At 42.8% G+C, this 22186-nt stretch carries 18 protein-coding genes and 1 pseudogene; 4 read left to right on the forward strand and 15 right to left on the reverse strand.

The features are described 5' to 3' along the window. Positions 1-90: 90 nt before the first annotated feature. The 5 genes and pseudogenes from MKY28_RS10450 to MKY28_RS10470 form a co-directional block, all read right to left on the reverse strand. A complete protein-coding gene (locus MKY28_RS10450; protein WP_340935893.1) occupies positions 91-1677 on the reverse strand; it encodes an extracellular solute-binding protein in 1587 nt (528 codons plus the stop codon). A 65-nt stretch (positions 1678-1742) separates the two neighbouring features. Beyond that, positions 1743-2612 (reverse strand): carbohydrate ABC transporter permease, encoded by an 870-nt coding sequence (locus tag MKY28_RS10455; protein WP_036615551.1) that lies wholly within the window; start codon positions 2610-2612, stop codon positions 1743-1745. Between the two features lie 13 nt (positions 2613-2625). Further along, the gene (locus MKY28_RS10460; RefSeq protein WP_340935894.1) at positions 2626-3573 is read right to left on the reverse strand and encodes an ABC transporter permease; all 948 of its coding nucleotides are present in this window, start codon (positions 3571-3573) and stop codon (positions 2626-2628) included. A gap of 277 nt (positions 3574-3850) precedes the next feature. Then, a pseudogene (locus MKY28_RS10465) lies at positions 3851-6136 on the reverse strand (preprotein translocase subunit SecA). 116 nt (positions 6137-6252) lie between these two features. Next, the gene (locus tag MKY28_RS10470; protein WP_340935895.1) at positions 6253-8553 is read right to left on the reverse strand and encodes a copper amine oxidase N-terminal domain-containing protein; all 2301 of its coding nucleotides are present in this window, start codon (positions 8551-8553) and stop codon (positions 6253-6255) included. Positions 8554-8784: 231 nt separating this feature from the next. Here MKY28_RS10470 and MKY28_RS10475 point away from each other — a divergent pair, with 231 nt between their 5' ends. Genes MKY28_RS10475 through MKY28_RS10485 form a run of 3 tightly spaced genes read left to right on the forward strand, consistent with a single transcriptional unit; the run spans position 8785 to position 12447 of the window. Beyond that, on the forward strand, positions 8785-10248 hold the full coding sequence (locus tag MKY28_RS10475; RefSeq protein ID WP_340935896.1) for a spore germination protein: 1464 nt from the start codon (positions 8785-8787) through the stop codon (positions 10246-10248). Then, on the forward strand, positions 10241-11329 hold the full coding sequence (locus MKY28_RS10480) for a GerAB/ArcD/ProY family transporter (protein ID WP_340935897.1): 1089 nt from the start codon (positions 10241-10243) through the stop codon (positions 11327-11329). The genes MKY28_RS10475 and MKY28_RS10480 overlap by 8 nt, the downstream gene beginning before the upstream one ends. After that, the gene (locus tag MKY28_RS10485) at positions 11326-12447 is read left to right on the forward strand and encodes a Ger(x)C family spore germination protein (protein ID WP_101313829.1); all 1122 of its coding nucleotides are present in this window, start codon (positions 11326-11328) and stop codon (positions 12445-12447) included. Before MKY28_RS10480 ends, MKY28_RS10485 begins: the two co-directional genes overlap by 4 nt. Before the next feature lie 164 nt (positions 12448-12611). Here MKY28_RS10485 and cls read toward each other — a convergent pair whose 3' ends face one another. From cls to MKY28_RS10505, 4 genes are all read right to left on the reverse strand, one after another. Continuing rightward, positions 12612-14051, reverse strand: coding sequence for a cardiolipin synthase (gene cls / locus MKY28_RS10490; RefSeq protein WP_340935898.1), 1440 nt, complete (start codon positions 14049-14051; stop codon positions 12612-12614). 212 nt (positions 14052-14263) lie between these two features. Continuing rightward, positions 14264-14608, reverse strand: a complete 345-nt coding sequence (locus tag MKY28_RS10495; RefSeq protein ID WP_076327542.1) for a DUF3992 domain-containing protein — start codon at positions 14606-14608, stop codon at positions 14264-14266. Between the two features lie 84 nt (positions 14609-14692). Continuing rightward, positions 14693-15040 carry an S-Ena type endospore appendage gene (locus MKY28_RS10500; protein WP_340935899.1) on the reverse strand — a complete coding sequence of 116 codons (348 nt, stop codon included), beginning with the start codon at positions 15038-15040 and terminating at the stop codon, positions 14693-14695. A gap of 177 nt (positions 15041-15217) precedes the next feature. Beyond that, positions 15218-15697, reverse strand: a complete 480-nt coding sequence (locus MKY28_RS10505) for a GyrI-like domain-containing protein (RefSeq protein WP_127548714.1) — start codon at positions 15695-15697, stop codon at positions 15218-15220. A 107-nt stretch (positions 15698-15804) separates the two neighbouring features. On the opposite strand from MKY28_RS10505, the gene MKY28_RS10510 reads away from it, so the two are divergent. Continuing rightward, positions 15805-16779, forward strand: a complete 975-nt coding sequence (locus MKY28_RS10510) for a helix-turn-helix transcriptional regulator (RefSeq protein ID WP_340935900.1) — start codon at positions 15805-15807, stop codon at positions 16777-16779. Between the two features lie 166 nt (positions 16780-16945). Here MKY28_RS10510 and MKY28_RS10515 read toward each other — a convergent pair whose 3' ends face one another. The 6 genes from MKY28_RS10515 to MKY28_RS10540 all read right to left on the reverse strand — a co-directional run bounded on the left by MKY28_RS10515 (position 16946) and on the right by MKY28_RS10540 (position 22164). Continuing rightward, on the reverse strand, positions 16946-18175 hold the full coding sequence (locus tag MKY28_RS10515; protein ID WP_340935901.1) for a multidrug effflux MFS transporter: 1230 nt from the start codon (positions 18173-18175) through the stop codon (positions 16946-16948). Positions 18176-18313: 138 nt separating this feature from the next. Next, positions 18314-19537 (reverse strand): macrolide family glycosyltransferase, encoded by a 1224-nt coding sequence (locus MKY28_RS10520; protein ID WP_340935903.1) that lies wholly within the window; start codon positions 19535-19537, stop codon positions 18314-18316. A 70-nt stretch (positions 19538-19607) separates the two neighbouring features. Further along, positions 19608-20972 carry an MFS transporter gene (locus tag MKY28_RS10525; RefSeq protein WP_340935904.1) on the reverse strand — a complete coding sequence of 455 codons (1365 nt, stop codon included), beginning with the start codon at positions 20970-20972 and terminating at the stop codon, positions 19608-19610. 196 nt (positions 20973-21168) lie between these two features. Then, entirely contained in the window at positions 21169-21456 is a 288-nt protein-coding gene (locus MKY28_RS10530; protein ID WP_076327548.1) for a HesB/YadR/YfhF family protein, read from the reverse strand. A gap of 23 nt (positions 21457-21479) precedes the next feature. Continuing rightward, complete coding sequence (locus MKY28_RS10535; RefSeq protein WP_017688344.1) at positions 21480-21839, reverse strand: HesB/IscA family protein; 360 nt, start codon at positions 21837-21839, stop codon at positions 21480-21482. Then, positions 21829-22164, reverse strand: a complete 336-nt coding sequence (locus MKY28_RS10540) for a winged helix-turn-helix transcriptional regulator (protein WP_047843063.1) — start codon at positions 22162-22164, stop codon at positions 21829-21831. Before MKY28_RS10540 ends, MKY28_RS10535 begins: the two co-directional genes overlap by 11 nt. Positions 22165-22186 lie beyond the last annotated feature (22 nt).

Genomic DNA, 22186 nt, shown 5'->3' on the forward strand with positions numbered 1-22186 from the left:
TCATCTTCCTTTTAGTCCCGTTTTAAACTAAGAATAGCATATGCTAATAAAGAGAGGGGCTACGAATAGTCACTCTCTCTTCGTTTATTTTTACTTGATAAGGCCGGCTTCTTTAAATTGCTGGATTGCTGTTTCCTTATATTTCTGCATGTCAAACTTGTTATCCAGCGTCTGGAGGAAATTGTCCCAGTTGGAAAGAGGCTCTTTGCCCGTCATAAATTTAACCAAGCTTTCATTAATGAAACGTGTGCGGTCAGCATCCAAGGTATCGCTAGGGTCAGGGGTCAATAAATTTCCGGGCAGCGTTGGCCCCACATATTGCTGATTGTCCTTGAAAGCTTCCGCTGTCTTCGGATTCTGGAAGCTGAAGTACTCCGCATCATCACCACGGCGCGGCATTCTATAATGATCAACCCACAGGTACTTTTCTTTCATTTCCTTTGATAACTCGGAGGTTTTATTTTTGATCTTGCCGTCTACGACATCCCAATGGATGCCTTTGATTCCGTATGCAAAGTTTGGATAAGCTTCTTCATCCGTAAAGAGATAATTCAGCATGGACAAGATCCGAATGATTTTATCCTCGTCCGCTTTTGCGGATATGGCCCATGAATTGCCTTGGAATGATTTTCTCTCTACAATTTGATCACCGTAAGGACCTTTCATCGGAGGAATAACGATCCATTCCGGCACCTCGCCACTAATTTCTTTCATTTTCTGCTGATAATCCGGCTCCAGTCTGCGAGCATCTCTGATCATGAAGCCAACTCTACCCTTAAACATCTTTTGGTCCAACAGATCAGGCGAATTCATCGTCACCCAGTCCGGGTCAACCACCTTGGCTGCCATCATTTTATTAATGTAAGCAAGCGCCTCTTTCATTTTGGGATCGATAAACAGAAATACCGGTTCATTATCTTTTATCTCAACGGCTGAAGGAGGATTGACGCCAAACATCCACATCAAGCTATCAAAGCCATAGGTTTGCAGATTACCTTCTTTATTCATACCGCCGATGAATCCGTACGTATCGTTTTTGCCATTCCCGTCCGGGTCTTTCTCTGTAAAGGCTTTCATAACTTCGAACAACTCATCAGGTGTCGTTGGTACCTCCATATTCAGCTTTTTCAGCCAATCGTTACGGATAAAGAAGCTTCGACTGATACCGTTTACATTATCATAGCCTGGAACTCCAATGGTTTTTCCTTGATAGGACATTGCCTCCCATGAGTCGGTGCCAAACCGTTTCTGTAGTTCAGGGAATTGGTCCATATACGGTGTTAAATCTGCAAGAACTCCTTGGTCGTAATATTGCGCAAGATCAGCACGACTTTTCAAAAAGATCAAGTCTGGAATATCCCCGCCTGCAATGAGTGTATTCAGTTTGGTTGTTGCTTGACCCGCTTGAGGAATCATCATCTCCAAGTCGATGTTCATCTCTTCTTCCAACATTTGGCGTTGAATATCTTCATCACGTGGAGGTACCGGAGCAGCAGCATTAAAAGTGCCTTGGTTGAACATTGAGATTTTCATTTTGGTTGCAAACTGGCCAGACTGGCCTTGCGAATTACTCGAAGTTGTCGATGTAACTTCTTCATTTCCCCCACATCCTGACAAAAGCGTTCCAAGTCCTAAGATTGCCGACAGAATAGCAAATGAAATCTTTTTACGCTGCATATTGACCTCTCCTTTGCTTGTATATTATCACGGTTTCCCCGTAATAAGTTAGGTTGGAACATCTTTTATCCTTTAACGGATCCCAGGAGTACACCTTTGGTAAAATGCTTTTGCAAAAATGGATAAACGATCAATATCGGGACTGTAGTTACAACTACTGTAGCCATCTGCACAGCGAACGTACTGACAGCCCCGGAATTGGCGAGCGAATCAGCGCTTTGAGTTGCGACGTTAAGCAGGATGTTGCGCAAAATCACTTGAAGTGGCATGTAGTTGGAATCATTGATATATACAATGGCATCAAAATAACTGTTCCAATGCCCCACTGCGTAAAATAAGGAAATGGTGGACAGGACGGGTAAGGACAGGGGTAAAATGATCCGCCATAACGTCTGAAGTTCACTGGCACCGTCTACCCTCGCTGATTCCTCAATTTCACCGGGTAATTGCTCAAAAAAGCCTTTGATGATCACCAGATTAAATGCACTAATGAGATTTGGAATAATCAATACCCAAGGACTGTTTAACAATCCTAAAGAGCGGATTAGTAAATAAGTCGGAATTAATCCCCCACTGAACATCATGGTAAACACAATGAAGAGTAAAAACGGACTTCTTCCGGGCAAATATTTTTTGGATAACGGGTAGGCCGCGATTACCGTAAAAAACACATTTAACGCAGTTCCTACAATTGTTCGAAACAACGTAATTTTATACGCCTGCCAGATCCCATGAGAAATGAATACTTCTTTATAGGCCAGAAAGGTAAAGGATTCTGGTATAATCACAATCCCTCTTCTTAATACTTCCGATTCTGGTGTTACGGAGACAGCAACCACATATAGAAAGGGTAGCACGCACAGTAGGGATAATATAATAAGAACTACATAAACGACGGTTTGCCAGACTTTTTCCCCGATTGTCATATGGATCATTCTAAAGACCACCTCACCAGATTTGCCCATCGAATTTTTTGGCGAGCTTATTCGCTGCCAACACTAAAGCAAATCCGATGACAGCTTTAAACAATCCTACAGCAGTAGCCAAGCCAATCTTAAGACGCTCCAACCCTTCCCGGTATACCCATGTGTCGATAATATCGATCTTCTCTTGGTTAAAGGTGTTGGCAAACATGAATATTTGGTCAAAACCCGCATCCAGGATATGGCTTAATTTAAGAATCAGCATCAGAATAATGACTCCTCGAATACCAGGTAACGTGATATGCCAGAGCTGTCTCCATTTGGATGCACCATCCATTCGAGCCGCTTCATATAAGCTTGGATCGATTCCTGCCAAGGCGGCAAGGTACAAAATCGCCCCCCATCCAATATCCTTCCATACTTCAGATAAGATGATCAGCATTCTACCCCAGGCAGGTTCCGTTAGAAACGAGATGGGTTCAACACCAAAATCTTTCAAAATCATGTTAAAGAGACCATCGCCTGGGGCTAGTAAGGCTACCATAATTCCATACACAATGACCCATGATAGAAAATGAGGCAAATAAGTGATCGTCTGTACGATTTTCTTAAACCATTGGCTATACACTTCATTGAGGAGTAAAGCAAGCACGATGGGCGCGGAGAAACCAAACAATAGCTTATACAGCGATATGACGATCGTATTTTTCATGATGTCCCAGAAATAAACGCCGTTCATAAAATCCGTAAAATTTTTGAATCCCACCCATGGGCTATCCCATAGTCCCAAAGCCAGGTTGTAGTTTTTAAAAGCAATCATAATTCCCGCCATAGGAATGTATTTGAATACGGCAAAGTAAATTAAAGCTGGTAATAAGAGAGCATACATCACTTTGTGCTTTTGTATCGTCCTTATCCATATCTTTCGCTTTTTGGAGATGGGAATGGCGTCCGCTGCCAACTTTGCTTGCATTTCATCACCTCGTCTTTGTTTGTATTTGTATAATAGCATCCGCCTATCGGATAAATTTCTGAAATATCAAGAATTTCTTATAAGATTTTAAGGAAGTGTGCCTGGCTCGTTCCAACAGCTAATCCCGGCAGGTGAGACAAGAACTTGTTCTACTAAAATAAAAAAAAGCCGCTATAATAGCGACTTTCAAATGCCGTATTTATACTTCTCCCCAAAAAATCTCAGTTTCATAATCGAATTCAACAATTATTGTTCATCGATCGTCACGCTCCCATCACTATTTTGACATCCTATATACTGGCTTCAGTAATAGCTTCAAAATCTTACTGCCCCAAAAAGCAAATACCGTCGTTCCGGTCCATGAGCTGCGCTTATCTTGGCTGTATTGATCGTTGATCATATAGGTTCGAGTCGAAATAGGACTCTTCAGACCGAACTGTTCCCATTTCTCGGGATCATTCGAACCTCCAAGTTTTCTAAGCATATTTGCCGACTCATGATCTATTTTAGCCGGAATTTGCTCGAATGCTTGGGTGATTTGCGTATGAAACTCGTCGATTGGGTTACGACTGGTAATGCTCTCGAGATGAATGCTTTCACGAATGTAAGAAACGTATGCCAGATGGTCAGCCCAGAACTCGTCGATATAAAAAAGCCGTACACGCCGCTCCGATGGACTCATCAGTCTCTCAGCTTTCAAAATTCCGAACCGTTCTTCATATAGAATTCGCCTCTGATCCTCCACCATATCCGAATAACAGTTCAATTCCCGCTGAATATCGAAGTTTTGACCTATAATAACGCGCTGAATATGCTCGATTTTGCTACGGAGCGCCGGATCATCAAGAACCTCGTCCTGATTTGGGGCGCGAAACAGTCTATGAATGCCAAAGCGAAGCATCAACTCGTCCTCCAGGCTAATATAAAATACGGAAGACCCAGGGTCACCTTGGCGGCCGCAACGTCCGCGCAACTGGTCGTCAATCCGCATGCTTTCGTTCACATATGTACCTATCACGTATAATCCGCCCAGTTTGGCAACCACTTCTGCCTGTGCGGGATTACCGCCGCCGAGACGAATGTCGACGCCGCGCCCTGCCATATTCGTAGATACCGATACCGCGCCTATTTCTCCCGCTTTAGCGATGATTTCGGCTTCTTTTGCATCGTTTTTTGCATTCAGAACCTGGCAAGGTATGCCAGCAACGGAAAGCGCCTCCGCGAGCATATCAGATTCCTCGACGCTTGACGTACCAATAAGAATGGGGCGTCCTACCCTATGGACGGAAGAGATTTCTTGTACAAGCGCCTTATATTTGGCTTCTTAATGGGTGTAAATTCGGTGTTTGTGGTCGATCCGTATGTTTGGCTGGTTTGGCGGAATCTGCACGACTTGCAACGCATAGATATCCTCGAATTCCAATGCTGAAGCGTGCGCTGTAGCCGTCATTCCGCAAATTCCCGAATACAGGCTAATAAAGTGTTGAATCGTGATCGTGCCGAGAATTTTCCCACCGGCCTTCCACTGCAACCCTTCTTTTGCCATCAGCGCAGCTTGCAGCCCGTCCGGCAAATACCTGTTCTCGGCCACACGGCCGGTGTGTTCTTCTATTAGCTCGATTACACCGTCCCGGACGATGTAATCAACGTCTTTTTTTAATAACGATTCCACATGCAGCGCACAATTCAATGACGTTAACCAATGACTGTTATGGCTATCGTACAAATTGCCACATCCCAGCAGCAACTCTGCTTTTGCAGCACCCGCTTCATTCAAGTAAACGTTCCGCTGGAACTCGTCAAAATCGTAATGCTCTCCTGGCTGCAGCTGCCGGGCCACTTCTGCGAAAAGAACGCCATCACTTTTGGAAGCACTCGAATCGCCACTAATGACTAGTGGCACTCGTGCTTCATCAAGAAGCAATGAATCTGCTTCGTCGACGATGACGTAATGGAAAGGACGATGCACGGTATCAGCTTCATTGAATGCTATTGTGTCGCGCAAATAATCGAACCCTGCTTCTTTAGCTGTAACATAGGTTATGTCCTTGGCGTAAGCTTCCCGTTTCTCGAACAGGCTCATGCCCGCTTGAACCGAGCTTACCGTTAACCCGAGGAAGCGATAGATCGGTCCCATCCACGCTGCATCTCGATTTGCCAAGTAGTCGTTAAAAGTAAGCACATGAACGCCTTTGCCTGTCAAAGCGTTGAGATAAACAGGCATAACAGCAGAGAGTGTTTTTCCTTCACCGGTATGCTGCTCGATCAAAAATCTTTCGTGCAAAGCGATAGCAGCCATAATCTGGACATCATAAGGCTGTAATCCGAGTGTTCTCTTCGCAACCTCGCAGACTAGAGCATAAGCATCAACAAGCAGATCATCCAAAGGCTTGCCTGATCTTGCTTCTTCTTGCAGCCGAAGAGATTCCGCTTGCAGGTGCTGATCATCCCAAACTTCCAAGTTCCGTTTCCTGATAAGCTCCACTTTGTCTCGATAATCCTTCAACAAACGCCGGTTATCTCGCTCTTTGAATTCACGTATCAACTTGACGACTACATTCATCGGAATTTGATTCCTCCTTAGTAGAAATAAGTTGTGAAAAGAAAAGACTCCATATGGAGTCTTTTTTGTCGATGATTAAAGTGCCACCAAACCATTCGTTATAAGAGAAACCTACATTACTTCTCCGATGGGAGTGGTGTAAAGAGCAGATTGACCGGCAGGTTGCTTCCCGGCGCGGCAGAGAATAGAATGGTTACGCTCTCTCCAGTTGACCCGGTGCGGTAAAGCACGCTTTGTTCACTTGAATTGGCAACCGCAACGTTACCATCGGCAATCGATACCAACTGATTGTTCACCAGAGCTACTCCGGAGTACTTCCCTCCACGAGGGTTAAAGGAGATAAGCGTACGTGGTGCAACATTGGTCAGCGTGATTTTGTACAATACGCCGAAATTACCCGCATTGGATGCGTCTGTGTAAGCCATCGGATCTGTTCCTACCAGATTGGGATCGCTTGAATTGTCACCAAGTGGCAGACGGGCAGGTTTGATTCCCACGTGCTCATCGTACTTTATAACGCGAGTCGCATTCGGGTACGTACCACGGTTGTGCACTCCGTCACGATCAAGCACAGGTAGCAATGGCAGAGCTTCGAACGGATCTTTATTTTCTTCCACCAGGATAACGTTATAGTCTAAGGAATAATCGCTATAAGCGTCCGAATAGAGAGAGATGACTTGTCCTTCTTTCATCGGCGTTTTATTAAGTTCGGTCAAAATGAGTTTGCTTTCTCCAGGTTGAAGGTACTCTTTCTTTTGATCCGCTCCAGTCTGAATCGACTTGAACCATTTATCAATAGACAATTTCCCAGCTACGGTAGCATACGGAGTAGGTCCGGCAAAGCCCATATTCTGTTGTTCAAATACGGCCGGATTTGGGTTGTTATTGGTTGCAATCACATACATTTTTACTCTTTTGCCTGTATTGTTCACGTGGTGAATCATGAAACGGGTCTGCCCCAAAGATGATTCTTTATATACAATGCCTTCCGTATTCACAGTTTCCGGACTGTTACTGCGAATCAGCAAACTTGGCTCATCCATGTACGTATAAGGCACTTTCTCCATCGTAGTCACTTCGCCGCCGTTAAAGGTGAATTTCTGTCCTACCGGCGTGAAGAGTAAATTAAAATCGGTAAATGAATATAAGGTCTCATTGGTTATGGTGATGACTTTGGAGTACGTGTTCGTAGCACCGTGATTGTCAGTAACTGTAAGTGTCACCGTTTTTGGACCCGGTTCAAAGAACGCAAGTGAATTGTTCTCCCACGCCGCTTTAACAATATTATTTTCATCATCTGTACTTTGGTCTGTGTATGTTATTTTTTCGCCCATTTTATACTCTTCTTTATCCGTGGCGAACATGGCTACAGGAGGAAGATTAGGAGCCAAAACTTCAATCGTAGTTGAATAGGGATCACTCCATTGACCATTGGAATCCTGTACTTGATATGAAATCGTATATGTACCTGCTTGATCAAATGAATCCTGGCGACCAGTCCAGCGTTCGTCAACGATATCCATTCCATTAGGTGAACTGGAAGAAGTCACGTAGTCCACTTGATCACCCGCAAAGATTTCCTTTTGGGAAATGGTAAAGCTTGCAACAGGTTTTGTATTAAGATTCAACACAACCGTTTTAGCCGACTGATTCACTTTATAGGTGATGTTCAGAGCTTGAGTAATGGAAGTTAACGGCACCATGAAAGTACTTTTTTGCTGATAAGCAGGGCCTTTCATCGTTCTGGTCTCTCCATTAACCGTATAGTCCTTGCTGTTAGTTTTGAATCGGAGTTCATCCTCACCACTAATAATGATGGTTTCCTTGGTTTTGTTATCGTATTTGACGCCATATCCCACACGGTCAACCAACGCACGGATTGCAACATAGGATACACCGTTTTTTACAGCCATTGGCTGTCCAGCAAGATACGTTTTTCCATCCTGCTCCATTTTGTTGCTATTCATGTACAACGTCAGATTTCCACCTGCTACTGCAGGAGACGTCCCATCAACGGATGGTTGCTCTATCTGAGCAGGCGTAGCTGGCGTTTCAACCATCTCAGGGGTTTCCTCTTGAACTACAGGTTTTGTACCCGTTTCGTTTGCAGGGGTCTCTCCCCCATCCAATGCAGGCTTCTCGCTATCTGTTTTGGGTGTTGCCTCAGTGCCGGTTGAGGTTTGAGTGTCCTTGGCTTCAGTGGGCGGAGTATTGATAGATTTGTTATTGCTCTCCGTCTTCACTTCACGCTCTGCAATCGGCTGCTCTTGCTGTAACACCTCAACTGATTCTACATTGGCTGTGTTTACTGACGCGGTGTCACCTTGCGGTGCTGATTGCGCACTCACAGAACCAACTGCAAATGCTTGAAAAACGGCTAAAGCGGTAAAAATGGATAATTTCTTCTTCATATTCATGTGTTGTCTTTGGCTCCTTCTACTCTCTAGTAATGTATAACCCCTCAAAAAGTCATAGTATAGACGCTAGATTTAGGAAAAAGTTTCTAATTGAATTGTAAATTTTGGATTTTTGTGCAACTATTTTTTCAATGTTTGGTTATAAGTTCTTTGAATAAGAAGCGCCTATTGCATAATAGTCTTGATTTTGCACAAGATAATCCATGTCGCATTTTATAAAGAGGTGGATCAATGACCCCAACCAATCAGGCTTTCTCTGAATTAAAAATGAATATTTCTTATGTGGAAAAGTCCCTCTACTGTACAGACGATTTGAAACAACAACAGCTTCTACTTAATGGTGTACAGAGTGTGCTTCTCTATATCGATTCACTTGTAGATCAGGAGATCATTCAAACACATGTCTTAACAGCACTGAATGGCCAAGCTCATTCGGAGATTTACCCATCGTTCACCACTTTAGAAAGTCGAAAAGATACGGATCTGCAACGTGGAATAGATTCACTTATTCAAGGGAAATGTCTTTACATAATCGACGGGCACCCGGAGTTTTACATTCTTTCTACCGAGAAAATGTATGTCCGAAGCACAACCGAACCTGAAAACGAAGGCGTTATTCGAGGGCCGCACAATGGATTCGTAGAGCAGCTTTCGGTTAATTTGAATCTGATCCGTAGACAAATTATTAGTCCATCCTTAATCGTTCGATATTTTAACGTCGGCGAGAAGACACATACCAAAATTGCAGTTGTATATCTTCAGGACTTGGCCAATCCGGAGTTAGTGAACGAAGTAAAAGAGCGAATCACGTCCATATCTTCAGATATGGTGCTCGCTCCAGGTTTTATTGAAGAGTTTATGGAGGATAACCCCTTCTCTCTGTTTCCCCAGCAGCTCAATACAGAAAGACCTGACCGGGTTATTGCCAACTTGATGGAAGGACGTGTCGCCATACTTGCCGAAGGAAGTCCTTCAGCTCTTATTGCTCCAGTTACGTTTTTTGCTTTTTATCAAAGTCCGGATGATTATCATGGTCGCTGGATTGTCAGTTCCTTTTTACGTTTAATTCGCATGATGAGTTTTGTCATTGCTTTTACATTACCTGCTGTTTATATTGCAACCATCTCTTTTCACTCCGCTATTTTACCGATCGAACTGGCACACACAATCAAGAAATCATTGCAGAACATCCCCTTTCCTGCACTTGTAGAGGCAATGTTGCTTGAACTGATCTTTGAAGTATTAAGAGAAGCCGGGGTCCGACTTCCCAGCCGAGTGGGCCAGACCATCGGCATCGTTGGCGGTTTGGTTATCGGAGATGCTATCGTTCGTGCGGGGCTTGTATCCTATACAATGATTATTGTGGTTTCACTAACCGCTATCTCGTCGTTTTTGGTGCCTTCGCATGAGATGAGTTCGGCAGTCCGTATTCTCCGCTTTCCAATGATGATTGGAGCGGCGCTTTTTGGATATATCGGCATCGCATTTGGTCTGGTGATTCTAACCATTCACCTCTGTAAGATGGAAAACTTCGGATCGCCTTATTTTGCTCCAGTGGCCCCTTTCAGATTAGCCGACATGAAGGATGTATGGATTCGATTTCCCATCTGGGCGCTTCGCGGGCGTCCTCATGATGCCCGCCCGCAGCGGCTGAATCAGCAGAAGTTCTCTAGGAGTTGGAAAAAACGTGAATAAGGAAACAACAATTACTCGGGGACAATTATTCTTGCTCATTTTGAAATTTGAAATTGGTGTAGATATCTTGTCCCTCCCTTACCGTATACACCTTCTCTCTAAAGGCGGTGGGTGGATCTCTGTATTCCTTGGAGGGGTCCTGATCCAACTTGTCATATTGTTGTGCTGGCTTTTGATGCGAAGATTCCCGAGTTCATCCATTTATGACATTGTAACGCTGATTACGGGGAAATGGATTGGCAAGTTGCTGATCATTGCCTACGTTGGATATTTCCTGTTAATGGGTACTTCTGTTCTGGTGAACGCCTACAGTGTGATTAACCGCTGGATGCTGCAGGATACGCCTCGGTGGGCTATATTAGCCCTCTTCTTGTTCAGCAGTATCTATTTGGTTCGGCAAAAATTACGAATCATTGCCCGAGTACTGGTACTCATCTCCTTTTTGGTCTTGCCCATGATGGTATTGATCAGTTATGGACTCAAGGAAGTCAATCTGTTATATCTTTTGCCTTTAACCGAAGCAGGATGGCCCAATATCATTAGTGGATCAACCGAAACATTAATGGCTATGTTTGGATTCGAGTTTTTTCTCGTTGTGTTTCCTATGGTTGAAGGTAGCAGCGGTGGCAAACTCAAGTCTGTTGCTTTAGCAAGTGCTGTAGTTGTGGTGTTGTATGCATTCACCGTGTTCATTTGTTCAACGGCGTTCAGCCCCCAGCAACTTGACTTAATGCCTGAACCGGTCATATATCTGCTCCGCTCTATCCCACTCGGAACAATGGATCGGGCCGATTTCCTGTTCCTCCCTATCTGGTTAATATCCATTTTTGGGGCCATATGTGGCTATTACTATACGGCATCCTATGGTATAAGTTATCTCTTCAAACAAAAACACCATAAAAAAGCGGTGCCTTATGTCGTTCTTGCTTCTTGCATAATTGCCTATCTGCCACAACAGAAGGAAAAACTTGAGTTAATTAGTACGATAGCCAACAGATCGGCATACTTTTTTCTCATGATCCTGCCTCTGCTCCTGTTGGTTCTATCTTATATAATGAAACGAAAAGAGAAGATGATATGAGTAAACGGGGGAAAATCCTCATCCTGCTGACCCTGCTCATGGTGATGACGGGATGTTGGGATCAGGATAGTTTAAAAGATGCAAGACTGGCTAATGCTTCGGCGTTTGACATCACCTCAGAGGGTGAAATTAAACAGACGCTTGAAATTGTCGATGATTCTGAGAGTCAACAAGGGAGCAACGGTAATGAAGTCCACTCAGGCACCGGGAGATCCGTCCGTCAAAGTACAGATAGAATTCGTGCTAAAGTGACTGGTGATATCCGGTTTTTCAAATATGGGATGATCTTATACGGCAACAAACTCGCACAAAATGATATCTATCCCTACCTGGACGTCTTATATCGGGAACCCGATTACCCAACCTCACATGTGAAAATTGCGATTGTGGATGGCGATGCCGGAGATCTGTTACACCAAAAAAAAGTTGGCAGCATATTGATTGGTGATTTTATTACGAAAAAAATTAAGAGTCTGGAGGAATTATGTATTTTTCCGGAAATGACGTTAGAGACCCTTCTCCCTCCCATGCTGGATCCGGGACAGGATTTTACACTGCCTTATCTATATAAGGATGGAGAGGAGATTGATGCTCGGGGAATCGCCCTGTTTCATGGGCAAAGATTCAATGGGAGTCTTACGACCGAACAGGCTCCTCTATACATTATTATGAGTGGGAAATGGAATAAAACAGCGCGTTTTGTCAAAAAGGTCCACCCAGGGCCTTCCAGCAACCCGCGGAACTATGTCACTTATGAAGCAAATATCGCACAAATTAAGCGCAAACTTGCGGTAAAGGTGGCAAGTGATAGCCAAATTGATGTGAACCTCCGTATCGAACTTCCAGTAACGATCGTTGAGTATGCAATGAATCATCTTCAGGAAAAAGACACAATTGAACGTCTGAACCGCAAGTTAACCGATGACATGACTCAGGACGCAGAACAAATTATCAAGACACTTCAGCAAAGTGGTTGTGATTCCTTCGGTATTGGCAGACATTTAATTGCCCATTACCCGAACTTATGGAAAAGCCTAGACTGGAATAAAGAATATGCCCAAGTTCGTTTTCACCCGGAAGTAAAGGTTACAATAGTCGGCAGCGGCGTTTTAAATTAATAACATGCTGTCGTACAATTGGGAAAGCTCTCTTCCATTTGGGAGAGAGCTTTTGACTGTTGACTTAAAAAGAAGGATTTGCTAATACCTCTAGTCGTTAAGAAGCACTTCAGTGAAAAGTTTTATCGTGCCTGGTTGAGTATAACATCGGCAGTGAAGCTGAGCTATAAAATAGGTGAAAGAAGACGTGATATTCCTTCTTTAAATTTTATAATAAGGGACCTATTTCTATAACGATCAGAAGTAAGTTCTGTACTTAACTGGCTATCTTGATGAAACAATTCTTGAAGTTGTTTCGCAACTCGCTCGTCATATACAATTGCATTCACCTCAAAATTCAACCTAAAGCTCCGGGAATCAATATTCATCGTCCCTACTGAAGCGACTTCTTCGTCTACTACAATGGTCTTTGCGTGTAAGAATCCATTATCATACAACAGAATCTTGGCTCCATAGTCCAATAATTCACCAGCATACGCCCAAGTCGCCCAATATACAAACGGGTGATCGGGCTTATTGGGAATCATAATACGCAGATCCACCCCGGATAGCAGTGCGATTTTACATGCATCCATAAAAGTGCTGTCAGGAATAAAGTAAGGCGTTTGAATATACACACTCTTTTTGGCATTTACTATAAGCTTGATGTACATATTCTTCAGGTGTTCCACCTGTGAGTTAGGACCACTAGACACAATCTGAACTGGACTTGAACCATCAAGCTTTGCTGTGTTGAAGGAGAATTGTTCGTAACTTACTTGATCGGATTTGCTGGCGTGTTTCCAATCCAAAATAAACCTTCCTTGAATATGATTAACGGCATCTCCGTGCATTTTAAAATGTGTATCACGCCAGTATCCAAACTTTTTATCCATGCCCAGATACTCATTTCCCAGATTAAATCCGCCGATATAAGCAATCTCCCCATCAATAATACAAAGTTTTCGATGATTTCGATTATTCATACGGAAATTTAATGGCCTAATCAGTGAAGGGAAAAAGACCTCTACTTCTCCACCGGCAGAGATCAGTTCTCTGAAAAACTTCAATGAAAGTTTCTTTGAACCAATTTCGTCATAGAGAACTCGCACTTTTACGCCTTCTTTAGCTTTTATGGTTAATTCATCTCGTAATTTCTTCCCTAAGGAATCCGGTTGAATGATGTAATATTGGATGTTAATCTCTTTCTTGGCATTTTTGATATCAGCAAATAAAGAATCAAATTTCTCTTGTCCATCATCGAAGATGAATATCTCATTGTCATTGGTTAGGATTGCATTGGATGAAGTGAGATTCAATTGAATCAGGTCAGCATATTTCATGAGCAGGGGGTTGTTTTCCTTACGTTGCTCCTTCAATGTCACTAACTGGTTCTCGACAATTAACTTTAGGGAGTTTCTCTCTTCAGCTGAAAGTCCGTAGAAATTTTTCTTTTTGAGGTTACGTCCCAGAAAGAGATAAACGATAAAACCTAAAATAGGAATGAAGTAAAATATCATGAGCCAGGCCCAAGTATAACCAATGTCTCTCCTTTCAAAAAACAAAAATACCGCTGAGAGTAATATGTTTATAATCATAACGAGCGAAAGTATCAGCGTGACCATACTGTTATATCTCCTGCCTTCCATTGACTTTATGTAAATAATAAAAAATGCTTATTACTTAGCTGTTCTCGAATGAAGCCGTCATTACAAAGAATATGATAACATATTTGAGGAATACTAAATCTAGTAAATGATAATCACTAGACATCGAACTAAAAAAAGAATCCACTTCCTATAAAAGAAGGGATTCTTTCACATTGAATATCCTATACTTAGAATCTGTAATTCAAAGAGAACGCAATTTTGATACTTGTTGTTCCCGCACCAGCTCCAATGAGACTTATAGTATTAATTGTTGGTGCAGTATAAGATCTACTGCTACCTGGGGCTACGACAAAACCAGGAATTTGAACACCGTCAATAAGCAAAGCAGCGGTGGGTGAAGCCCCCACTCCGTTATTCTCAATTAGAATAGTTCCATTTACCAGAAACGTTGAGGAATTTTCGTATATAATTGTTGGTGTCCCACCCGTATCTGACAAACTTATCGTAGTACATACGGCATCGTTTACCACCGCTGGAGAAACGGTATTATTACAATTACCAATTTGAGCCATTTGTGAACCTCCTTAAAAATACTCTTTCTATAAATATATGTGGGGAGATAGTAGTGGTTCGGGCTATTCCAACTTTGTTTCCATTTATTCCTCATCCTCTTCTTCATTTAGAACTTGATAGTATATATCTATTCCAAATGTGCCGCTTGCAGTATTGTTTAAGCTCTTTTCAATCTCCACTTCAATATGATGCATTCCGGCACAGCTAAAAGCACAGGTGTTACCCGGTAGAACAGGAAGCGAACACGTTCCTTCATTATGTATTATGTTCAAAAAGACAGATGAATTACTTTGTTTATGATTAAAAATACTTACTGTACCATGTACTTTTAAGGTTGAAGATGCTGACCACAGCGTTAAAACCTCTGTTATGGTTGCTGAATTTATATGGAACTCCCCACAAATAGTTGTTTCAGCGAGACGAGTATTCACTCAGACTGCTCCCTTCCATAATTCTTCCTTTCATTTATTTTATTAGTGATCTGCTGTTTTCATGTATGATTATGCTCCTAATGAACAACAAAAAAACCGCTACATTAGCGGCTTTTAATAGTACTATGTTCGTGACTTTAAACGATATACGACCGACTATCCAATCTCCCCTGCTCGTTAGTTCCTTACAACAGGAATCCACATTTCACCATATACCAAACCGTTTTTCTCTCCCATTTCAACTGTTGTATTTGGACCGCCAACATAGGCATAATCTTTTTCTACGGGGAGGGCTTGACCAAAGGCAATGCCAGTAAGCATATTATTGAGCGCATCAGCCGTTTCAGCTTCGCCCTTCACAACCAGGTATTCTCCCTTAGGAAATTGGATTACTCTCGTTGCTTCTGGCAAAGTTTCTGCTGTCATGACACCAGCATAATGCATCATCTGGTTATTCACTGCTTCGTTTACGGCAAAAATGTAGTCGTTTGTTGCCAGAGACTTTAGTTTGTCCAGGCTTCCATCCTCTTTCACCGTGGACCAAAAATCCGCCTTCTCCTTGCTGATGCCAACATAGTCTGTATAGTCGCTCTTAAGATCCGTTCCAATACCTAACACGATAAAGCTCTCTTTTTCTTCGAAATGATAATTACTCATGGTTTACACCGTCCTCTTTAAATTTTCAATTGATTTGTGTTTTCACTTGATAGGTTTATAATAACCTTAAATCATGTCAGAATATGATACTGTTTAGGGGGGGCCCCATGAAGAAAGTTGAACGCATAAATATCATCACGCGGTATATCAATAACCGTGCCCACTTTACTATCTCTGAAATCATGCGAGAATTTAATATTTCTCGTTCAACAGCCATTCGAGATATCAGAGAAATTGAAGCCATGGGAATGCCACTTGTCGCTGAAGTTGGGCGGGACGGGGGTTATTTTGTTATGAACAACTCCCTCCTGCCCACGGTCCGGTTTACCGATAATGAAATCAAAGCGTTATTCATTGCCTTTATGGCGACAAGAAATCAACAGCTTCCTTATCTGAAGAGTCGTCAATCTTTGGCTGAAAAATTATTGGGCCTTATCTCCGAAAATCAGCAGGATGACCTTGTACATTTGAATCAAATATTGCTTTTTGAAGGAACCAATCCCCATAATCCAGACTTGCTTGATCTATCAGACCTGCCTCACCTTACCTTGGAAAAACTCATCCAAATTCTTCTTATAGAACGTTATTTGTTAGTTACTGTCCAAGAAGAGAAGAAAACAAAATCCTATCCCATTGTTCTCTTGCACCTTCATCATCAAAAAGGCCATTGGATCATTGAAGGTTTTGACTTGGAGGAAGAAAAAAGACGAATCGTATCCGTTGACAACCTCATCCATGTCGAAGCATACCCGGCGAAAAAAAGACTGAGTACAAAAAAGATTGTAGAACAACTCAAACGAAATACACAGGAAGAAGTTATCAACCTTGTTCTGGAACTTGGTCCAAAGGCAATTGCGCAATTCAAAAAATACCATCCTTTAAAGTTTTCAATTGCCTATACAAATCCATACCAGACTACGGCTCTCCTAAAGGCATTTATGAATGTTCATAACTCAGAAGAGTTAACCGAAATCACCAATTGGTTGCTTTTTCTAGGAGAAGATATCAAGGTGAAGGAGATTCCGGAAGAAGTCCTGAATGCTGTACAAGATAGATTAAGCTTATATCAAATGAAGCAGTGAGCAGCCCCCTCCTACCTAGTCTCTCCATTATCTAACAATGCCTTACCTGAATTCAGGCTGAGGATTCAGTACGGAAAACCAAAAAAAGCCGCTGTGTTAGCGACTTGTAATGGAATCATATTCATTCATGTCTCACGCCAATGCTTGGCGAGCTGTTCCTTCTATACTAGAAGTCAGCATTAGACTGGGCATGATTAGGTGTATACTGCGGGACGTTTTTAACGAGTAGGAAATAAGTAACAATCGCAATGATACTGGTCATTAATAACGTGAGTCCTAACGGGACGGCAGTGTCCTCACCCGCGATGCCGACCAGAGGAGCAACCAGTGCACCCAGAAGAAAAGGAACAACGCCGAGCAGTGCTGCTGCACTTCCGGCCATCTTAGCTTGACTCTCCATGGCAAGTGGGAATGCCGCTGTAGACGTAATGCCGATCGAGCATACGAAGAAGAACAATGGAATCACCAATGCGAAAAGTGGACCATGAGCCAGGGTTACGACCAAAGCAGCCACACTTGCTATTATAGCAAGCCATAGTCCCGATAATAGCAGCGTCTGCTCAGGGATACGTTTAGCTAGTCGACCCACGATTTGAGATCCGATGATCAAGCTGATGCCGTTTGAAGCAAACAGTATAGCAAATACCGTCGGTGTAACTCCATAAATATTTTGGTAAATGAATGGGGTTCCGGCCACATAAGCAAAGACCCCTGCCGTCATGATTCCCTGTGCCAGCATGTATCCAACAAATTTGCGGTCACGCAGAAGCATTCTGTAATTACCCAATTGCTGTTTGAAGTCAGGAACCATACGTCTTTCGACGGGATGTGTTTCTTTTAAGCTCCACTTTGTCATGATTAATAAGAAAATCCCCAAGAATGAAAGGCAGATAAACACGCCAATCCAGGTTGTGAAGGAAAGAACCCCACTTCCCGCAATCGGTGCTGCCAAAGGCCCCAAATTCCCTACAAGCAACAGCAAAGAGAAAAATTTAGTGAGTTCATGTCCACTGTATAGATCTCTGGCTATCGCACGGGAAATGACAATTCCAGCTGAAGCCGCAAATCCTTGCGTGAAACGAAACAAAATCAATAGTCCGATATTCGGAGCAAAAGCACATGCCAAGGAACAAATAATGTAGGCTGCCATACAGATCAACAATGGTCTACGTCTGCCGTACGCGTCACTCAAAGGACCCATAACGAGTTGTCCTACACCGAGTCCTAATAAACAGGCAGTAAGGCTAAATTGTACAAGTGATGCCGTTGTATTCATATTTTGTGCAATCTCCGGAAAAGCCGGTAAATACATATCAATCGTAAATGGACCTAATGTAGAAAATAAACCTAGTAGTATTGCCAGTCCAAAAACATTCCAATTCGTGCTCTTCGCCATAATAAATAAAATCTCCAATTCCTTATATAATTTGCAAGCCTAATCGAGTATAAGACATAGAGTTAACTGTAGGTCAAGTCTTAAGACTATTAAAAACAAAAAAAGCCGCTTATTAAGCGACTTTGAATGGAAAACCATTTAAATTGTGTAACTTTTCCGATCTGAACCCATATGACTCATAATCATTTCGGCAGCTCGCTTGTAACCGCCTGCCTGCCTTAGAGATTCACCAATGAGGTAAGCCTGCCGTCTATAAAGTGAATTGTGTAGTACTTCTGTTAATGCCTCTCTCAAATTAGTTGCACTGAGATTATGTTTATTTAAAGTAATACCCGCGCCCAACTCCTGTACCCGATTGGCGACAAGAGGCTGATCCGATGTTAATGGAATCATCACCATTGGAACGTTATAATATAACGCCTCACTTGTGCTGTTCATTCCAGCGTGTGTAATAAAAACATCGGTATGCTGCAACATGTCCAACTGGGCAATGTATGGCTTGACGATAAAATTAGGAGGTATTTGATCCACCAGCGGCGTCATGTCCGTGTACTTTCCTGAAGATAAAACAACATTCACGGGTAGGTCCCCTAATGCTTCAAAACAAAGCTGATAGAAATCCAAATTTTTATTTAAAATCGTACCCATAGCAATGTACACGGTTTGCGGGTACCGTTCACGGAGCAACTCAAACGAGAAGGCCGGAGCATCTTGACGTGTTATGATCGAAGGACCCGTGAAAATAAAACGATCATCCAGCTTTTCTGCCTGCGGCTGAAAATAACGGCTGGTGTACACGAGCTTTAACTGACCTGTATGTGCCGGAATCTCTTCCATGGCTGGAATACTCACTTGAAGCTCTTCAGCTAACTCCGTTGTGATCTTCATCGTAGCCTCATAAAGCTCCTTCGTCTCCGTCTCATTCAGAACTGAGCTAGATCCCAGAGGCTCCACAAAAGCAAAGGACGCAATCGAGCACACCGCAGGAATTCCCAGTTTTTCTGCAAGAATAGTCCCTCCCCATCCCATCAGGGAATCAAAGATCATATAATCGAACTTTTGATCCTCGATCACCTGTAGCACATTGGGGATGACCCTCCGGATAATACCGCTTACCATCATATAAATGAACTGATAAGAATGCTTGTATTCTTGGGGTTTCAACACTGGATCATGAGAGAAGGCATCTTGTGGAAACGGATAGGTAATGATCTGGGCACCGGTTTGTTCAATTCGGGAACGGTACTCCTCCGTGCACACATAGATGACTTCCTCACCATTGTCTATCAACTGAGTAACTAACCCTAACGATGGATTCACATGTCCTTCAGCTGGAGTAATGACTACTAATACACGTGCCATCTTACCCACCTCCCAATGCAATTAGTCCCCCCGTTCTTCGTGATGTATTTAACGACGCGGTCGTCATCCGTTACATGGAGATGTTGTCCTTCACTTGGTTGATTGGATGATGTTCTTGATGAACGAGTTTGGTAATTCGTAGTGATGCCAAGAAACTTAACAAGACCCATAATAATTGCAGTGTTAACACGATCAAAACACCTGTCGATATGCCCCACTGTAACGTTTCGGACAAGGCAATCAGAGCGCCACCAACTCCAATGCTTACGCCCATATAGAAGGAATCCACAAATTGCAGATTCGCAGACATTTCTCCCTCTTTCCTGGGCAAGGCATGTTGTAAAGCAATGGCTGCTGTTGTAGGGTTGGCCAATCCAACACCGAACCCTGTAATCATTTGTGAGAGAAGGATGAGTATAATCCCGCCGTCCGTCAAAATAAGAGCCAGGATCACAAGTGCAGTTCCAACGATCATAATCCCAATGCCCGTCATGACCCTACCCTTTCGGGCACGACCTTGATCTCGTGCATCAAGCTTGGCTTGTAACCACGCTGCGGCGGACCAACTCAGAGAACCTGCTGCTACGATGAGGCCAGCAAGGTCAGCTGATAACCCCTTCACTTCGGTTAGTGCCAAGATCACAAAACTTTCCGTTGTAAAATAACAAGCAACATATAGCCCTCTCGAAACCAAAGTAGCAGGCAACCCTTTTTTTACCGAAAAAGTCCCTACTGGCAGCAATTTACGCATTGGTGTGATCATGATGACTAATCCAGCCAAAGTGAGTACTATGCCTTTCCAATCGGTTATCATACCAAGTCCTGTGAGTAACAGCCCCGTTCCAACCGCAAGCAGAATCGCATACATAATCTTTGAGTCAGTTGCTCGCGCTGGACCTGACAGATCTTGCTGAAGCTGCAAATTACGGAAAGAACGGAATGTGAGACTGAGCGCTATTCCAATCAAGGGTAAAACGATCCAGAAAACATATCGCCACGAGATGTAGGAAGCAATAAGGCCTGCTGCATAAGGTCCGATTAAGGTTGGTAGGACAAATGCCATAGAGAATGCGGCCAGGATTTGAGTACGAAGCGTATCTGGATAATGTAACGTCACACAGGTATAAACACATGTGATCAGGGCCCCCGCTCCAAAACCTTGAAGGGCTCTTCCGGCAATAAGCATGTGCATATCGAAAGAAATAGCGGAGACCACAGTTCCTAACACAAAAACACTAAAAGACATCAGCATGGATGTAAAAACGCCGCGCTTGTCAATCTGCTGACCCATAACCAAAGTTCCAATAAGCTGAGATAACAAAAATGCGCTGAAGATCCAACCGTATAAATGAATACCATCTAAACTTTGTGCCATTTTCGCAGCAATCGTTGTGATAGCCAGTCCTTCAAAAGCTACGGTTGCCAAAACCAGCATAATCCCAATTGTAGGCGCCCTGTACTGAGCATCAAAAATCCCAATCTGATTGTTGTTTGTCTTCTACACCTCCATAATTTGATGGATATTATGGTAAAATAAACCTTTTTACTTCCTGAATATACATGAAGTGTTATACTTTGTAAAGTTAAATGTTTAAAAAGTAAGATTATGGTCTAGAATAGGTGCCCCATGTTCAATAGGAGATTTTGCTTGAAAATATGCCATCTTCATTACAGTCAATTTGGAGAAGTTCATCCTCCAGGATCCAGGCATCTGTTTTTTCAACAAAGAAATGAAATCCTCCAATGGATTGAACCAAAGCGGGATCGACCGGTGTAGCACTCGCATTTATGCCAATTGTAAAAGCATCGGAGCCTCCTCCAACATATTTTGCATAAATCCTTACATATTGGTCCTCTTCCAATTCCCATTCATTCTTAAATGAATCGATTGCTTGGTCAGATATTACAAATGAGATCATTGCTCTGCACTCCTTCCTTCAGTTCAGTCACATTTTTTCACTTCGCCACGATAATTGGCCATTCTGAAACTGGCCCCGCATCCACACGAAACTTTGGCATTTGGATTATTCATGGTGAATCCGCCTAACATTCCGCTCTCTTCATAGTCAATCTCAAGACCATCAATATATGGAATACTGTTCGCGTGAACCAATATCTTAAATTGCTTTTTATTTAACACAATGTCTTCTTCTGCCTGCTGTTCATCCACGATAAGGGTATAAGACAAACCACTGCATCCCCCTTCATCAACGCCTACTCTAAGAAAGGCATTTTGGATATCCGCACTTGATAAGATCTCAACGATTTTGTCCGATGCTGTATCACTGACCTCAATGATCATCTTTATTCCTCCCGGTGGTATCATTTTGAAATTTAGTATCCCAGTCCATTAGACAGGGTATGAATGCTGCAAGAGCAGCTCCTTTTGGCGTAAGTTCATAAATAATTTGTGTAGGGCGTGTTCGTATTGTTCTTTTGACCAAATGATCATGTTGAAGACCCTTTAAACGTCTGGAGAGGATCATTTCGGAAATGGAAGGAATGTTATCGAATATTTCACCAAATCTCTTCGGGCCTTGAGACAGAGCACATAAAATATGGATCGTCCATTTCGTTCCGATGATGCGATAAGCTGTAAATAGTTTATTCGGATCTTCAGTGAGCAATGGTCTGTACACCCACTTTCTT

Source organism: Paenibacillus sp. FSL R5-0473 (assembly GCF_038004565.1).
Taxonomy (GTDB): Bacteria; Bacillota; Bacilli; order Paenibacillales; family Paenibacillaceae; genus Paenibacillus; species Paenibacillus amylolyticus.

Bases quoted from the DNA above. Each gene is read 5' to 3' on its own strand.
- MKY28_RS10450 (WP_340935893.1), bottom strand. From the start codon at position 1,677: ATGCAGCGTAAAAAGATTTCATTTGCTATTCTGTCGGCAATCTTAGGA.
- MKY28_RS10455 (WP_036615551.1), bottom strand. From the start codon at position 2,612: ATGATCCATATGACAATCGGGGAAAAAGTCTGGCAAACCGTCGTTTAT.
- MKY28_RS10460 (WP_340935894.1), bottom strand. From the start codon at position 3,573: ATGCAAGCAAAGTTGGCAGCGGACGCCATTCCCATCTCCAAAAAGCGA.
- MKY28_RS10470 (WP_340935895.1), bottom strand. From the start codon at position 8,553: ATGAATATGAAGAAGAAATTATCCATTTTTACCGCTTTAGCCGTTTTT.
- MKY28_RS10475 (WP_340935896.1), top strand. From the start codon at position 8,785: ATGACCCCAACCAATCAGGCTTTCTCTGAATTAAAAATGAATATTTCT.
- MKY28_RS10485 (WP_101313829.1), top strand. From the start codon at position 11,326: ATGAGTAAACGGGGGAAAATCCTCATCCTGCTGACCCTGCTCATGGTG.
- cls (WP_340935898.1), bottom strand. From the start codon at position 14,051: ATGGTCACGCTGATACTTTCGCTCGTTATGATTATAAACATATTACTC.
- MKY28_RS10495 (WP_076327542.1), bottom strand. From the start codon at position 14,608: ATGGCTCAAATTGGTAATTGTAATAATACCGTTTCTCCAGCGGTGGTA.
- MKY28_RS10505 (WP_127548714.1), bottom strand. From the start codon at position 15,697: ATGAGTAATTATCATTTCGAAGAAAAAGAGAGCTTTATCGTGTTAGGT.
- MKY28_RS10510 (WP_340935900.1), top strand. From the start codon at position 15,805: ATGAAGAAAGTTGAACGCATAAATATCATCACGCGGTATATCAATAAC.
- MKY28_RS10515 (WP_340935901.1), bottom strand. From the start codon at position 18,175: ATGGCGAAGAGCACGAATTGGAATGTTTTTGGACTGGCAATACTACTA.
- MKY28_RS10520 (WP_340935903.1), bottom strand. From the start codon at position 19,537: ATGGCACGTGTATTAGTAGTCATTACTCCAGCTGAAGGACATGTGAAT.
- MKY28_RS10525 (WP_340935904.1), bottom strand. From the start codon at position 20,972: ATGCTGGTTTTGGCAACCGTAGCTTTTGAAGGACTGGCTATCACAACG.
- MKY28_RS10530 (WP_076327548.1), bottom strand. From the start codon at position 21,456: ATGATCTCATTTGTAATATCTGACCAAGCAATCGATTCATTTAAGAAT.
- MKY28_RS10535 (WP_017688344.1), bottom strand. From the start codon at position 21,839: ATGATCATTGAGGTCAGTGATACAGCATCGGACAAAATCGTTGAGATC.